This window comes from Enterobacter sp. BNK-16 (assembly GCF_048684955.1).
GTDB classification, from domain to species: Bacteria; Pseudomonadota; Gammaproteobacteria; order Enterobacterales; family Enterobacteriaceae; genus Enterobacter; species Enterobacter bugandensis.
The window spans coordinates 2,222,046-2,237,059 of sequence record NZ_JBLQTQ010000001.1 but is presented as its reverse complement, the minus strand read 5'-3'; the positions used below and the strand labels follow the sequence as shown (position 1 = coordinate 2,237,059).

At 57.3% G+C, this 15,014-nt stretch carries 14 protein-coding genes, 1 other RNA gene and 1 pseudogene; 5 read left to right on the top strand and 11 right to left on the bottom strand.

The annotated features are described in order from the left end of the window. Positions 1–7: 7 nt before the first annotated feature. Entirely contained in the window at positions 8–619 is a 612-nt protein-coding gene (locus tag ACMGGH_RS10685; protein ID WP_028012178.1) for a YczE/YyaS/YitT family protein, read from the bottom strand. 86 nt (positions 620–705) lie between these two features. Between ACMGGH_RS10685 and ACMGGH_RS10680 the strand changes: the two genes are divergently transcribed. Beyond that, complete coding sequence (locus ACMGGH_RS10680; protein WP_048961232.1) at positions 706–2,127, top strand: PLP-dependent aminotransferase family protein; 1,422 nt, start codon at positions 706–708, stop codon at positions 2,125–2,127. An 80-nt stretch (positions 2,128–2,207) separates the two neighbouring features. Here ACMGGH_RS10680 and ACMGGH_RS10675 read toward each other — a convergent pair whose 3' ends face one another. The 3 genes from ACMGGH_RS10675 to ffs all read right to left on the bottom strand — a co-directional run bounded on the left by ACMGGH_RS10675 (position 2,208) and on the right by ffs (position 3,026). Next, positions 2,208–2,423 carry a hypothetical protein gene (locus ACMGGH_RS10675; RefSeq protein ID WP_028012176.1) on the bottom strand — a complete coding sequence of 72 codons (216 nt, stop codon included), beginning with the start codon at positions 2,421–2,423 and terminating at the stop codon, positions 2,208–2,210. Continuing rightward, positions 2,420–2,671 carry a hypothetical protein gene (locus ACMGGH_RS10670; protein WP_006176926.1) on the bottom strand — a complete coding sequence of 84 codons (252 nt, stop codon included), beginning with the start codon at positions 2,669–2,671 and terminating at the stop codon, positions 2,420–2,422. The genes ACMGGH_RS10675 and ACMGGH_RS10670 overlap by 4 nt, the downstream gene beginning before the upstream one ends. Before the next feature lie 258 nt (positions 2,672–2,929). Next, positions 2,930–3,026: signal recognition particle sRNA small type (ffs, locus tag ACMGGH_RS10665), an RNA gene on the bottom strand. Positions 3,027–3,110: 84 nt separating this feature from the next. Between ffs and ACMGGH_RS10660 the strand changes: the two are divergent. Beyond that, positions 3,111–3,507: pseudogene (locus ACMGGH_RS10660) on the top strand (MGMT family protein). Positions 3,508–3,540: 33 nt separating this feature from the next. Here the strand turns inward: ACMGGH_RS10660 and ACMGGH_RS10655 are convergent. Further along, positions 3,541–4,068, bottom strand: coding sequence for a YbaY family lipoprotein (locus ACMGGH_RS10655; protein WP_028012173.1), 528 nt, complete (start codon positions 4,066–4,068; stop codon positions 3,541–3,543). A 203-nt stretch (positions 4,069–4,271) separates the two neighbouring features. On the opposite strand from ACMGGH_RS10655, the gene tesB reads away from it, so the two are divergent. Next, positions 4,272–5,132, top strand: a complete 861-nt coding sequence (tesB, locus tag ACMGGH_RS10650) for an acyl-CoA thioesterase II (protein ID WP_028012172.1) — start codon at positions 4,272–4,274, stop codon at positions 5,130–5,132. Positions 5,133–5,226: 94 nt separating this feature from the next. Here tesB and amtB read toward each other — a convergent pair whose 3' ends face one another. From amtB to ACMGGH_RS10625, 5 genes are all read right to left on the bottom strand, one after another. Further along, positions 5,227–6,513 (bottom strand): ammonium transporter AmtB, encoded by a 1,287-nt coding sequence (gene amtB, locus ACMGGH_RS10645; protein WP_014882787.1) that lies wholly within the window; start codon positions 6,511–6,513, stop codon positions 5,227–5,229. A gap of 35 nt (positions 6,514–6,548) precedes the next feature. After that, entirely contained in the window at positions 6,549–6,887 is a 339-nt protein-coding gene (gene glnK, locus ACMGGH_RS10640) for a P-II family nitrogen regulator (protein ID WP_008503304.1), read from the bottom strand. Between the two features lie 220 nt (positions 6,888–7,107). Next, positions 7,108–8,889 (bottom strand): SmdB family multidrug efflux ABC transporter permease/ATP-binding protein, encoded by a 1,782-nt coding sequence (locus ACMGGH_RS10635; RefSeq protein ID WP_047367613.1) that lies wholly within the window; start codon positions 8,887–8,889, stop codon positions 7,108–7,110. Continuing rightward, positions 8,882–10,654, bottom strand: a complete 1,773-nt coding sequence (locus ACMGGH_RS10630) for a SmdA family multidrug ABC transporter permease/ATP-binding protein (RefSeq protein ID WP_232948759.1) — start codon at positions 10,652–10,654, stop codon at positions 8,882–8,884. The genes ACMGGH_RS10635 and ACMGGH_RS10630 overlap by 8 nt, the downstream gene beginning before the upstream one ends. Positions 10,655–10,684: 30 nt before the next feature. Next, the gene (locus ACMGGH_RS10625) at positions 10,685–11,143 is read right to left on the bottom strand and encodes an Lrp/AsnC family transcriptional regulator (protein WP_008503307.1); all 459 of its coding nucleotides are present in this window, start codon (positions 11,141–11,143) and stop codon (positions 10,685–10,687) included. Between the two features lie 115 nt (positions 11,144–11,258). On the opposite strand from ACMGGH_RS10625, the gene ACMGGH_RS10620 reads away from it, so the two are divergent. Then, entirely contained in the window at positions 11,259–12,305 is a 1,047-nt protein-coding gene (locus ACMGGH_RS10620; protein WP_049137517.1) for a PLP-dependent cysteine synthase family protein, read from the top strand. Positions 12,306–12,346: 41 nt separating this feature from the next. Here the strand turns inward: ACMGGH_RS10620 and cof are convergent, their stop codons facing one another. Continuing rightward, on the bottom strand, positions 12,347–13,165 hold the full coding sequence (cof, locus tag ACMGGH_RS10615; RefSeq protein WP_028012168.1) for an HMP-PP phosphatase: 819 nt from the start codon (positions 13,163–13,165) through the stop codon (positions 12,347–12,349). Positions 13,166–13,266: 101 nt separating this feature from the next. Here cof and ACMGGH_RS10610 point away from each other — a divergent pair, with 101 nt between their 5' ends. Continuing rightward, positions 13,267–14,967: an SgrR family transcriptional regulator gene (locus ACMGGH_RS10610; RefSeq protein WP_420299119.1), complete on the top strand. Its 1,701-nt coding sequence runs from the start codon at positions 13,267–13,269 to the stop codon at positions 14,965–14,967. Positions 14,968–15,014 lie beyond the last annotated feature (47 nt).

The window sequence follows — 15,014 nt, the reverse complement described above, 5'->3', positions numbered from 1 at the left end:
TCGCAAATTAAACAACCCGCTCCGGCTGCGTCATTTTCTCACCGCGCGGCTTCTGGCGGAACCAGGGCAAACAGAGCTGGATAAGCGGGCCAATGGTCAGAGCATACGCCACGGTTCCCACTCCAAACGAGCCACCCAGCACGCACCCAATCAGCAGGACGGACACTTCGATGGAGGTACGCACGCTGCGAATGGACCACCCCAGCCGGGCGTGAATGCCGGTCATCAGGCCGTCGCGCGGACCAGGCCCGAAACCGGCCCCGATGTACATGCTGGTGGCGATCGCGTTCATCACGATGCCCGACACCAGGAAAGCGATGCGCACGGATAACGAACTCAGTTCGGGGATAAGCGCCATGCTGGCGTCCGCCGCCAGACCGATACAAATCACGTTGCTGATCGTGCCAAGACCGGGCATCTGACGCAGTGGGATCCACAGTAAGAGCACCGCAGCCCCGGTCAAAATGATCACCGTCCCGATGCTCATCCCCAACTGTATTCCCACGCCAAGGTGAAACACATCCCACGGATCGACCCCCAAATCCGCACGAATAAACATCGCGGTGGAAAGCCCATACAGCCCTAAACCGACATAAAGTTGTAGCAGACGACGTACCATTTTTATCTTCTCCAGTGAACCCGACTTTCATCCTGACCTAAAATGGCACTAAGATTAATGTCCAGTTTTTAAATAGTGGACTGCTTATGTCATCACGCCGCTTCGGAAGCCAGTCTTTGGTACGCCTTTTAGGGCACTGGCAGCAAACTTCATCCCGCACTCCGCTCTGGCGCCAGTTGGCTGACGCGCTGCGCTTATTAATCCTTGATGGCCGGCTGGCGCTGCATACGCGCCTGCCGGGTGAGCGTGAGCTGGCGACGGCGCTGAACGTCAGCCGAACCACCGTCAGCAGCGCCCTCGCCCACCTGCGTGAAGAGGGTTATCTTGAAAGCCGCCACGGCAGCGGGTCGCGCGTCATCCTCCCGGATGCACGCGCCGTTCCCACCCTTTCCGCAGCGAGCGTCGCCCTGGATCTTTCCACTGCCGCCCTCAGCGCCGGGCCGGAGATCCACCAGGCTTACACCCATGCACTGACGGCTATTACTCAACACCTCTCGCTGACGGGCTACGAGCAGCTTGGGCTGCCGGCGCTACGGGAGGCTATCGCTGCGCGCTATACCGCGCGAGGTCTTCCCACCCGGGCAGACGAGGTGATGGTGGTCAACGGTGCCGTCAGCGGGTTCGCGCTGGTGCTGCGGATGATGGCCGGACCGGGGGATCGCGTCGTGGTCGATCACCCCACCTATCCGCTGGCGATTGCCGCTATTCAGGGGGCACAGTGTCGGCCAGTAGGAGTGTCGTTGCCGGAAACGGGCTGGGATACGGATGGCTTTGCGGCTACGCTTGCCCAGACCGCGCCGCGCCTGGCCTACCTGATGCCAGATTTTCACAACCCAACCGGTCGATGCATGGATATCGCCACCCGTCAGGCAATCGCTGATATAGCAGCCCAGACCCGCACGGCGCTGGTCGTGGATGAAACGATGGTCGATCTCTGGTTTGATTCGCCACCGCCGCCACCGCTGGCATCGTTTAACCCACAGGCCAGCGTGATTACGCTAGGCTCTGCCGGAAAAAGCTTCTGGGGCGGGCTGCGTCTCGGCTGGATCCGCGCCTCCTCGCGGACTATCGCCACGCTCGCCCAGACGCGCGATACGCTGGATTTAGGCTCGCCGCTGCTTGAGCAGCTGGCAACGCTGTGGCTTATCGACAACAGCGAGCGTTTTCTGCCCGCTCGCCGCAAGATGCTGGCGGAACGGCGCGATCGATGCAGTAACCTGCTGCGAGAACATTTCCCGGAGTGGACGTTTCATGAGGCGGAGGGCGGACTATCTTACTGGATCGAACTTCCTGGCATGCTGGCGACACAGCTTGCCGCACGGGCAGAAATCATCGGGATTAACCTGGGAACCGGGACGCGGTTTGGCTTATCGGGGGCGTTTGACCGCTTTTTACGTATGCCCTTTTCGCTGGAGCCAGCGGAGCTGGAAGCGGCATTGCTGCGGATTAAACCGTTATGGCTCGCGCTAAATTCAAATACGCCAGCAGTCAAACGCCGCCTGGTTTAATATTAAAATTTTGAACTGGATCATAAAATAAAAACTGCTGACTGTAATATATGCAGTCAGCAGTTTTCACTGGTCAGGATTTAGTGCTGAGGAGGAATGGGGAAACCTTTCAGGGAAATAACGAAATTATCACCGTCTTTCTTTATTTTTGCACCGGTATCACACCAGTCAGACGCAATACGAAAGAACTCATCGCTTCCAACATTCCAGCCAAGGCGTACATGCTTCACGTAGCCTGAACGCAACAGAGCGCAGGCCTCGTTGTAGTCACTGGCAGTTGACAGTTGTTGTTTCATTTTCTCTTCTTCAGAAGTTTACGTAGAGCCTTGATTTCTTTAGGAGTAAAAGGAGAAACACTCTCTTCTTCCGTATGCTGATTATCAATATCCTCTTCCGATACTCCCGCCTCTTCTACTGCTTCAAACGCCAGCAGCAGCAGTTTCTCTGTGGTCACGCTTAAATTTTCGTTATTTACTTCCGCATAGTGGCGGAGTCTTTCTTTTAGCGCTTCGTCAATTTTAACATTTAAAACTGCAGTAGCCATGTTTGTCACTTCCCTTCGGAATAAGTACTTTATTTAATACACGAAGTTATCACTGTTATCCAGATCTATATTTTTTTGAATTTTGACGAAAATAGACGTCCAATTATAAAATGCCAGTCTATTATTACAGGTTTATGACAGTAATATTTCAGAGCGATGAAATATATATTACACGGTATAGGCATTATATTATTGTGGAATAAAGGCTAAAAAGAGATGGAAACAGGAAAGATGGATGAGGCCACAAATGGGTGGGGGCCCTGCCAGCTACATCCCGGCACCCACGTCGTCTGCCCTGGCTGCTTCCTTCCGGACCTGACCTGGTGAACAGAGTAGCGTTGCGGGAGAACCAACAGAGCCCCCATTGAGAGCGTTGATAACCAACGCGCTGGCGCATTATCCCTGTGCGAAGAGCCAATTGCAAGCGACCAGGAACCGGATGCTGGTTTCTTGCGCAAACAGGCGCAGCAATCAGGACGATCTTCGTTTACCATGACGGTCCAAACATCCCCACAGGTGAAGGTATGGACGAAAACGACTCCTTTCCCCAGCGCGTATGGCAAATCGTGGCCTCGATTCCGGAAGGCTATGTCACCACCTATGGTGATGTGGCAAGGCTGGCAGGCTCTCCACGCGCGGCGCGACAGGTCGGCGGCGTCCTGAAACGGCTCCCGGAGGGAAGTACGCTGCCCTGGCATCGGGTAGTGAACCGTCATGGCGCTATCTCGCTGACCGGGCCGGATCTCCAGCGTCAGCGTCAGGCGTTGCTTTCAGAGGGTGTGCAGGTGTCGGGCGCAGGACAGATTGATTTGCAGAAATACCGCTGGGTGTACTAAACCCTCTCCCGAAGGAGAGGGTAAGAGCAACAGTTACATCTGGGTCGGTGGGGTTGGCAGGGACGGCTGATTGGTCTGTGGAGCAACCGGGACTTCGGTTTGCTGCACCGGCACCAGATTCAGGTCGATTTTGGTTCCACCGTGGTTAATCGCTTCCTGGACCGTATCGGTGATAAAGACCAGCTTGCCGTTGATGGTTACCGCTGCGCTCAGCAGAATACGGGCATTCGGCTGCACGTCTGACGGGTTATACGGCAACACGAAGCTAAACGGAGCCTGCTTACCTTCAGTACGGACCGCGCGCTGAGCCAGCACCTTCGACGGCGCGTCCGCCAGGGAAGCATCAGACAGCGTGACCGTTAATACCGCATCCGGCGGCAGAGCGACTCTCTGTTTAATCCAGATTGTACCGGAAACGTTAGGCTGCTGAATGGATTGCTGTGAAAGGGTATTAATCCCGTTCGGATCTGCAGCTGGTACCGGCACCTGGGCGCTCTTACCGGCACAGGCGGACAACGCCACCGCAATAGCTACACCACTTAGCATGGGCACGAGTTTCATTGAAGTCTCCTTATCATCAATGCACCAGCGGGATCGATCCCATCCGATGTCGTTTCAATCACATAACGTTTTTAAGTGTGGCACAGATCACCGATTAATGCCTAAAAACGTGCCGACATTCAGATTATTCTACCCATCGGACCACTTTCATTTCTGCGTTATACTCTGCCTATCTTTCGCTACGGCGTTTATTGAGGATAATTATGAGTCAGGCACTGAACAATCTGCTGACATTACTGAATCTGGAAAAAATTGAGGAAGGACTCTATCGCGGGCAGAGCGAAGACCTCGGCTTACGTCAGGTTTTCGGCGGCCAGGTCGTTGGACAAGCGCTCTACGCTGCAAAGGAGACCGTCCCTGCAGACCGCCTGGTGCACTCATTCCACAGCTATTTCTTACGCCCTGGCGACAGCGCAAAACCGATCGTGTATGACGTTGAAGTCCTTAGAGACGGCAACAGCTTCAGCGCACGCCGCGTGGCGGCCGTTCAGAACGGTAAGCCTATCTTTTATATGACCGCCTCTTTCCAGGCGCCGGAACCGGGGTATGAACATCAGAAAGTGATGCCGCCAGCACCGTCGCCGGACGAACTCAAATCAGAGACCGATATCGCCCGCGCGCTGGCGCATCTGCTTCCGCCGCAGGTCAAAGAGAAGTTTCTCTGCGATAAACCGCTGGAGATCCGCCCGGTTGAGTTCCACAACCCCATGAAAGGCCACACCGCCGAGCCGAAGCGTCAGGTCTGGATCCGCGCCAATGGCACCGTGCCGGAAGATTTCCGCGTGCATCAGTATCTGCTGGGCTACGCGTCAGACTTTAACTTTCTGCCGGTTGCGCTACAGCCGCACGGCGTTGGTTTCCTTGAAAAAGGGATGCAGGTCGCAACCATCGATCACTCCATGTGGTTCCACCGTCCGTTCAATATGAATGAGTGGCTGCTTTACAGCGTGGAGAGTACGTCAGCGTCGAGCGCTCGCGGGTTTGTGCGTGGAGAGTTTTATACCCAGGACGGCGTGCTGGTCGCTTCTACGGTGCAGGAAGGGGTAATGCGTAATCGCGGGTGATAGTGTGCGGCCTGATGCCCTCACCCTGCCCCTCTCCCATGGGAGAGGGAATAAACATTAAAAACGGCAACCGAAGTTGCCGTTTTGCTTTTTATTAGGCGTTATACGCATTCTCGCCGTGGCTGTTGACGTCCAGACCTTCGCGCTCCTGCTCTTCCGGTACACGCAGCCCAACGGTCATATCCGCCAGCTTATAGCCAATGAAGGCGACAACGGCAGACCACACCACGGTGATAGCGATACTTTCCAGCTGCACCAGCACCTGATGAACCATGGTGACACCTTCTGCGTAGCCCACGCCACCCAGTGATTTCGCGGCGAAGATGCCGGTCATGATACAGCCGACGATGCCGCACACGCCGTGGACGCCGAACACATCGCAAGGGTCATCCACGCGCAGCACGCGTTTCAGTGCGGTGACGCCCCACAGACCTGCCAGGCCCGCGACCAGTCCCACCAGCAGCGCACCACCGACACCCACATAGCCACACGCCGGGGTGATACCAACCAGACCGGCAATCGCCCCCGAACAGGCACCCAGCAGGGAAGGTTTACCGCGTACCGCCCACTCGCCGAATACCCAGGAGAGAATTGCACCCGCCGTCGCCACAACGGTGTTTACGAAGGCCAGCGCGGCGATTTCGTTCGCGGCACTTGCGGAGCCGGCGTTGAAGCCGAACCAGCCAAAGTAGAGGATAGCCGTACCGGTAAACACCATCGGCAGGTTATGCGGTTTGAACGCCTCTTTACCGAAGCCCACGCGTTTGCCAATCAGGTATGCGCCCACCAGACCCGCTACCGCGGCGTTGATATGTACAACGGTACCGCCCGCAAAGTCCAGCGCGCCGTGCGTTGCCAGCAGACCACCGCCCCAGACCATGTGCGCAATCGGCACATAGGAGAGGGTCAGCCAGACCACCACGAAGATCAGAACGGCAGAGAAACGGATGCGCTCCGCCAGCGCGCCCACAATCAGCCCGACGGTAATGCAGGCGAACGAGCCCTGGAACGCGACGTGGATGTACTGGTAGAAGCTGCCCATCAGCGCGGTCAGCTCAATATTTTTCAGCATTACCCAGTCGAAGTTACCAAAGAAGGCGTTGCCGGTACCGAAGGCCAGCGAGTAACCGTAAACCACCCACAGCACGCAGACCAGCGCGAACGTCACGGCAACCTGCGTCAGCATGGAGAGAACGTTTTTGCCGCGGATCAGGCCGCCGTAGAACAGCGCAATGCCCGGGATAGACATGAACAGCACCAGCGCGGTGCTGATCATCATAAAGGCGTTATCGGCTTTGTCTGCCACGGCAGGAGCAGCCAGCGCCAGGCCCGGCAGCAGTGCCAGCGAACCCAGACCCGTTTTAAGTGTTGCTATCTTCATTTTCTCGATCCCTATCACTGTGTGCCAGGCGTTATTTACAGTGCCGCTTCGTCAGATTCGCCGGTACGAATGCGAATGACGCGCTGCAGTTCGGCAACGAAAATTTTGCCGTCGCCAATTTTGCCGGTGTAGGCCGCTTTGCTAATCACATCAATCACTTCATCAAGCTGATCGTCAGCAATCGCGACATCAATTTTTACTTTTGGCAGAAAGTTAACGCTGTATTCCGCCCCGCGATAAAGCTCGGCATGACCCTTCTGACGACCAAAGCCTTTCACTTCGGTGACAGTCAGTCCCTGAATACCCATTGAGGACAATGCTTCACGCACGTCTTCCAGTTTGAATGGTTTGATTACCACCGTAACCAGCTTCATAGATCCCCTCCAGTCAGAATTCGGTAATGGCCGCAGCTCACGCAGAAGGTATTGCAAGGGGTGTGCCAGAAATGAAATGGAGGGAGAAAAGCGGTGCGACGAGCGTTATGCCGTCTTCCTTAATGAACCGGCGAAAAAAAACGCACCATGTCGGTGCACGGTGCGTTTCAGTATTGCACCAACAGGAATGACTGTTAGCGCGTTGCTTTGTTTTGGTGCATCAGGCGCTGAGCGACTCTTCCTCGCGCACGCTGGCCGCGAGCTCTTCGCCCGCCAGCTGAAGCTGATACATCTGCCAGTAACGCCCTTTGGCTTCCAGCAGCTCACGGTGCGTCCCGCGCTCCACGGCTTGTCCACGATGCAGCACCAGAATGGTATCGGCATCGACAATGGTGGAAAGGCGATGGGCAATCACCACCAGCGTCGTATGGTCGCGTACCGCGGCCAGCGCCTGCTGGATGGCCTGCTCGGTGCCGGAGTCAATGCTGGCCGTCGCTTCATCCAGAATCAGCACCTGCGGGGTTTCAATCAGCACCCGCGCCAGCGCGAGAAGCTGCTTTTGCCCAACGGAGAGGTTGTTTCCCTGCTCGCCCAGCCGGGTATTAATCCCGTCGCTAAACCCGCGCGCCAGGTCTGCCAGCTGCACTTTTTCCAGCACCTCCCATACCTGCTCCTGAGAGTAGTCTCGCCCCAGGGTCACGTTGGCGTAGAAGGTATCGGCCAGGACGACCGGATCCTGCTGCACCATCGCGACGCCTTTACGCAACACGTTGTGGCTGAGAGACGCGAGCGGGCGACCGTCGAGGCGGATTTCGCCTTGCGTGACCGGGTAGTAGCCCATCAACAGGCTGGCGAGCGTGCTCTTGCCGCTGCCCGTATGTCCCACCAGCGCCACGAAACCGCGCGACGGGACATCCAGCGTAATGTCCTGCAACACCAGCCGGTCTTCGCGATAGGCAAACGAGACGTTATCAAAGGCAATGGCGCCGCTTTGCAGAGGTCGCTCGTCATGACCGTAGGCCTGGCGCGGCCTGTCCATCAGCTCAAACACGCGCTCGCCGGCGACGACCGCCTGCTGCAGCATCGATTGCTGGGTCGTGAGCTCGATCAGCGGCTCGTTAAGGCGCCCCAGATAGCTAATAAAAGCGTACAGCACGCCCACTTCAATCGTACCGCTTGAGCTCAGGCCAAAGAGCATCAGTAAACCGCAAAGCACCAGCGCAGAGAAAAGGCTGAGCAGCGGACGCAGCAGGAAGCCGTCAAGGCGCAGCGTCTGCATACGCGCCATATAGTGCGATCGGCTGGCTTCGCCCATCCGCTCGCCAAAGCGCGCCTGCTGGCGGAACTGCTGGATGACGCTCATGCCGTTAATCACTTCGTTGAAGCCATCGTTAATGTCGGCCAGATAGGCGCGCACCCGACGCACGATTGGCGTGCTGTAGCGCTGGTAGATGATCATCACGATCAGCACCGCCGGGAAGATGGTAATCGCCACCAGCGCCATGCGCCAGTCGAGGCTGAACATCGCCACCAGCATCGCGCCGATCAGCGCCGCACTGCGTAACACCGTCGCGACCACGGTGACGTACAGGTCGCGGATCACTTCGGTATCGTTGGTCACGCGCGAAATCACCTGCCCGACCGGCTGGATATCAAACTCGCTGAGCGGCTGGCGAAGCGCCGCGTCCATTACATCCGTGCGCAGCTGCTGAACCACGCCCACGGCGGCACGGTTAAACAGCAGCGACTGCGCATAATGCAGCCCTGCCGCCGCAAGCTGCAACCCAACGTAGGCCACGCCTAAGCCCGCCACCAGCCCCAGCGGCAGGTAGCTTTTTGCGACCATATTGTCGATGAAGTAGCTGATGAGCAGCGGCCCGCTCACCTCAGCAATCGCCGCTATCCAGAGTAAAAGCACGGCCACTGAGAGGGGTTTGCGCCACGGCGAGCCGTAGGCCAGCAGACGTTTGAGCGTCGGCCACATCGTTCCGAGCTTACGCATTGGTGGCCTCCTGATCCTGTTCCGGCGCATCGTCCAGCGCCGCCTCAAGCTGTTGATAGCGGTACATATCGCGATACCAGCCCGGCTGCTCGGCAAGCATTTCATGCTGCCCGCGCTGGGCAATGTGTCCGTGCTGTAAGACCAGAATTTCGCTGGCCTCAGTGAGCGCTGACAAACGGTGGGCGCTGATAATCACCGTGCGTCCGTCGCCCCACTGGCGCAGGTTATGCAGAATCTGATGCTCGGTACGACCATCCACGGCGGAGAGCGCATCATCCAGAATGAGGATTTCAGCATTCAGCAGCAGCGCGCGGGCAATCGAGATTCGCTGTTTCTGCCCGCCGGACAGCATGACGCCACGTTCCCCGACTTCCGTTTCGTAGCCCTGCGGCAGACGCAAAATATCGTCATGTACGCTGGCTAAGCGCGCCACGTGTTCGATCTCTTCCTGCGTCGCCGACGGGTGACCAAGCGCAATGTTATTCGCCACGGTGTCCGAAAATAAAAACGGCGTCTGGCTGACTACCGCCAGTCGGCCACGCCACTCATCCAGCAGCAGGTTCGCCAGGGGGATATCATGGAAACGGATATCGCCCTCGATGACGTCAAAGTGGCGCTGAAGCAGAGAGAGCACGGTACTTTTTCCGGACCCCGTCGGGCCGCAGATGCCCAGCATCTGGCCCGGCCGCAGCGTAAAGCTAACGTTCTCCAGCACAGGATGTTCCGTTTGCGGATAGACAAATTTGCGAACGTCGACGTTCATAACGCCGCGCCCTTCCGGCACCGCTTCGCTGCCGTCATTGACCACCGGCGCTTCGGCCAGCATGGCGCGGATGCGGCTGTAGGCGGCGCTGCCGCGCTCTACGATATTAAACATCCAGGCCAGCGCCAGCATCGGCCAGATCATCAGCCCCAGATACATCGCAAAGCTGGTCAATTGCCCCAGGGTCAATGTGCCCTGCACCACCATCCAGCTCCCGCCGCCAATGGCAAGCAGGTTTGCCATACCGATTGCGACATAAATCGTTGGATCAAATCGCGCATCAATACGCGCGACGCGCATGTTTTTCGCCCCCGTGTCTGCCGCATCGGCCGCAAACAGCGCGGACTGCCGATCTTCCAGGCCAAACGCTTTGATCATGCGGATGCTGGTCATGCTCTCCTGGGTGCGATCGTTCAGAGAAGAAAACGCCGCCTGCGCCAGCTTGAAGCGCTCGTGCAGCTGTTCGCCGTAGCGATTGATCGCCAGCGCCATGATCGGCATCGGCAGCAGGGCGAGCAGGGTTAATTGCCAGCTGATCTGCGTGGACATGACGATCAGCACCGCACAGCCCATCACCAGCGAGTCCACCAGCGTCAGCACCCCTTCCCCGGCGGCAAAGACCACGCGATCGACGTCGTTCGTCGCGCGGGCAATGAGATCCCCGGTGCGATGACGCAGATAAAATTCGGGATGCTGTCGGCTCAGCTGGCGGTAAAAATCTTCACGCAGCTCAACGGCCAGCTGATAGGACGCACCAAACAGCAGCACGCGCCAGACGTAGCGCAGGAGATAAACAATGACCGCCGTCAGCACCAGCGTGCCGACCCACATCAACACCCGTGCGGTGGTGTAATGCTGTTCAGTGACGCCATCCACGACGTAGCCCACCACCTTCGGCGGGATCAGCTGCAAAATGGCAATGATAATAAGCAGGGCGACTGCACCGAGGTAGCGTTGCCACTCCCGACGAAAGTACCAGCTTAATTGGGCAAATAATCGCACGCGGTTTGTTCCTGAAGGTATTTTACGAAGTTATTCAATAGGTAAGGCTGTGGTGTACTTAATCTGTTCCATGGCGAAGCTTGAGGTGACGTCCGACAAGCCCGGGACGCTGTTCACCAGCCGCTTGTAGAAATCATCATAGCGCTTCATGTCAGCCACCTGGACGCGCATCAGGTAGTCGTACTCGCCGGCCATACGCCAGAAGCCGAGCACCTCGGGCATCTCAGACACCTGAGTGACGAAGCGGCAATACCACTCGCTGCTGTGGTGTTGGGTTTTTATCAGCACAAATGCCGTCAGCCCAAGCCCCAGTTTTTCGGGATCGAGTAATGCGACGCGCCCCAGAAGAATGCCGTCATCTTCCAGCTTTTTTAGGCGCTTCCAGCACGGTGTGGTGGTCAGATTAACGGCATCTGCCAGCGCCTGCAAAGAGAGGGTACAGTCACTTTGCAGCAATGAAAGGAGCTTGCGGTCAATTTTATCTAGCATACCCACCTCATAGAGAAAATTTTTCTCCCTTCATTCTATTTTAAAGGCCAGATAGCAACAATTTTTTCTGTGCTTTTCGCTATGCTGGGCACAAAATGACAAACGGATAACTACGATGAATAGCACCTGGGTTAAACATGCCATCAGCGAAATCAATGCCGACTACCAGCGCTCGGCGGATACCCACCTGATTCGCCTCCCCCTGCCGGGATTTGACGGTATTCAGCTCTACCTGAAGGATGAAAGCACCCATCCTACCGGTAGCCTGAAGCATCGCCTGGCGCGCTCTCTGTTTTTATACGGTTTGTGCAACGGCTGGATCAAAGAAGGCACGACCATTATTGAATCCTCATCCGGTTCAACGGCGGTGTCTGAAGCCTATTTCGCTCGTCTGCTGGGCCTGCCGTTTATCGCCGTGATGCCCTCCTGCACCGCAAAACGCAAAATCGAGCAGATCGAATTTTACGGCGGACGCTGCCATTTTGTGGAAAGCGCCTGCGAAATCTACGCCGCCTCTGAAATGCTCGCCCGCGAGCTAAACGGCCACTATATGGACCAGTTCACCTTTGCCGAGCGCGCAACGGACTGGCGCGGCAATAACAACATTGCCGACAGTATTTTCCGCCAGATGACCCACGAACCGCATCCGGTTCCGTCGTACATTGTGATGAGCGCCGGTACGGGCGGCACGTCAGCCACTATCGGACGCTACATTCGTTGTCAAGGCTACGATACCCAACTGATGGTGGTTGACCCCCAGAACTCCGTGTTTCTCGACTACTGGCAAAGCCGCGATGCCGGCCTGCGCAGTCCGGTGGGCAGTAAAATTGAAGGAATTGGCCGCCCGCGCGTGGAACCGTCGTTCATTCCTGACGTTGTCGACGAAATGCTCCGCGTGCCGGACGCCGCCAGCGTCGCCACCGCGCACTGGCTGGAAACGCAGCTTGGGCGCAAAGTGGGCGCATCAACGGGCACCAACATGTGGGGCGCACTGCAGCTTGCGGCACGCATGCGCGAGGAAGGCCGTACCGGCTCCATCGTCACGCTGCTGTGCGACAGCGGCGAGCGCTACCTTGAGACCTACTACAATGCGGAGTGGGTACAGGCCAACATCGGCGACATCACCCCGTGGAAAGCGCAGATTGCGCAGCTGCTGAAATAAAAAAAAGCCAGACCGAAGTCTGGCTTGCTGGAAGGGTCTCACTATTCGGGGGAATATGGGAGGTTGTTGTTGTCCAGCCAATGCGTCAAAAAATGGGACACCGCTTCGTTGCCGCAGTGTCCGATAACCGGCAGATGAGGAAGCTCTGCGATCAGCTGCGGCATCGCATTCCCCATAATCAGACCGCGCCCCACGCTGCCCAGCATTTCGCGGTCATTCATGGCGTCGCCAAACGCCATACACTCCTGCAGCGTTAAGCCCAGGTGGTCGCTGAGCACCGCCAGGGCTGAACCTTTGTTACAGCCCACCGGCAGGACTTCAAGACAATCCACCGCCGAGAAGGTCAGGTGCGCCCGGTCGCCCAGCGCCTCATTTAACTGAATGCGTAAGCGGCAAAGATCGTCGTGATCGCCACAGAAGCAAATCTTGGTCACCGCGTGGGCAGGGATCCGGCGCAGATCGATAAGCTGGTATTTGAAGCCGCTATAAACATGCGCGTGTAATAATTCGGGGATTTCGCTTCCGGTAAACCAGCCTTGATCGTTGAATACGTGGATACTGGCCTGCGTGTCCCACGTGCTGTGCAGAACAATATCCGCCACTTCCGGGTTGAGATCCTGGCGGTGCAGCACCTCTCCTTCAACGGTGTGAATGCGCGTTCCGTTACCCGTGATTAAAAACGCATCCAGGGAAAACGTGCCCAGCAGATGACGCATCTCCAGCACGTGGCGGCCAGTGGCAAACGTCAGGGTGACATCACGCTCGCGCAGACGCTTCAGGGTACTCAGCGTTTTCTCCCCCAGACGGTGATCCGGCATTAACAACGTACCGTCCATATCAAATGCAGCGAGGCGGGCCATGATTACTCCTGAAATGTGATGCGATTAACTTGTGCATCAGTATCGTGTGAGATATACGGAAGTAATAGTGAATAGATGAAAATTATTGTTCCGGGTTTCTTATGCGCCAGCTTAACCGTCTTAACCAGTATCAACGCCTGTGGCAACCTTCCGCTGGCGCTCCACAGCAGGTCACCATAAGTGAGCTTGCCAGCCGCTGTTTTTGTAGCGAGCGGCATGTCCGCACCCTGCTGCGTCAGGCTCAGGAGGCGGGCTGGCTTAGCTGGCACGCGCGGTCTGGTCGCGGCAAGCGCGGTGAGCTGACGTTCAATGCCAGCCCGGAGTCACTGCGCAATGCGATGATGGAAGAGGCGCTGAAAAGCGGGCAGCAGCATAACGCGCTGGAGCTGGCCCAGCTTGCTCCTGAAGCGCTGAGATCGTTGCTGCATCCGTTTTTAGGCGGGCAGTGGCAAAACGACACGCCGACGCTGCGCATCCCCTACTATCGCTCGCTGGAGCCGCTTCAGCCGGGCTTTTTGCCTGGCCGGGCGGAGCAGCATCTGGCAGGACAGGTATTTTCAGGCTTGACGCGTTTTAACGGTAACAGCAGTGAACCCACGGGCGATCTCGCGCATCACTGGGAGGTCTCTGCTGACGGGCTGCGCTGGCATTTCTACATTCGCTCCACCCTGCACTGGCATAACGGCGATAAAATAGAAACGGCGCAGCTCCAGCGAAGCCTGACGGCACTGTTGACGCTTCCCGCCCTGCGCACTCTGTTCAGGAGCGTTTTACGTATCGAAACAACGCATCCACAGTGTCTGACATTTATGCTGCATCAACCGGACTATTGGCTGGCGCACAGGCTGGCAACCTACTGCAGCCGTCTGGCGCATCCCGACTATCCTGAACTTGGCTGCGGCCCCTTCCGGCTGGCCGCCTTTGAGCCCGACCTGGTTCGTCTGGAAAGCCATGAGCAATACCACCTGAGCCATCCGCTGCTCAAAGCCATCGAATACTGGATCACCCCCCAGCTGTTTTATTACAGGCTGGGCACCAGCTGTCGTCACCCGGTGCAAATCGCGATTGGCGAGGCCGATGAGCTTGAAACCCTGAGGCTGGTCAGCAGCAGCACCAGCCTGGGCTTCTGTTACCTCACGCTGAAACAGAGCGCGCGTCTGAGTGAGATCCAGGCGAAGCGGCTTATCAATATCATCCATCTCTCCAGGCTTCTGCACACGCTTCCGCTCAACGAAGGACTCATTACGCCCACCGGGGAACTGCTTCCCGGCTGGACAATCCCCGAATGGCCTGACTTAACGGACGTTGCCCTGCCTGAGGCGCTGACGCTGGTTTACCATCTTCCCGTTGAGCTTCACACCATGGCCAGCCAGTTAAAGGCGTACCTGGCGCAACAGGGTTGTGACCTGACCGTCATCTTCCACGACGCCAAGACGTGGGACGGATGCCAGCAGCTTGCCGATGCAGACATCATGATGGGGGACAGGCTGATTGGCGAAGCGCCAGCGTATACGCTTGAGCAGTGGCTGCGCTGCGATGCCCTGTGGCCGCACGTGTTAAGCGCACCGGCCTACGCCCATCTGCAAGCCACGCTGGATGCGGTGCAGTCTCAGGCCGAAGCTCGGGACCGACACGCCGGCCTGCAAGCCATTTTCAACCGCCTGATGGAGAATGCGGTGCTGACGCCACTTTTTAACTATCAATATCAAATCAGCGCCCCGCCGGGAGTCAACGGCATACGCCTCAACACCCGCGGCTGGTTTGATTTTACCGAAGCCTGGCTACCCGCCCCCAAATCGTGAAGAAGCTGGTCGCCGCCGTAGCCAGACGGTAACATAACGTTTTTACC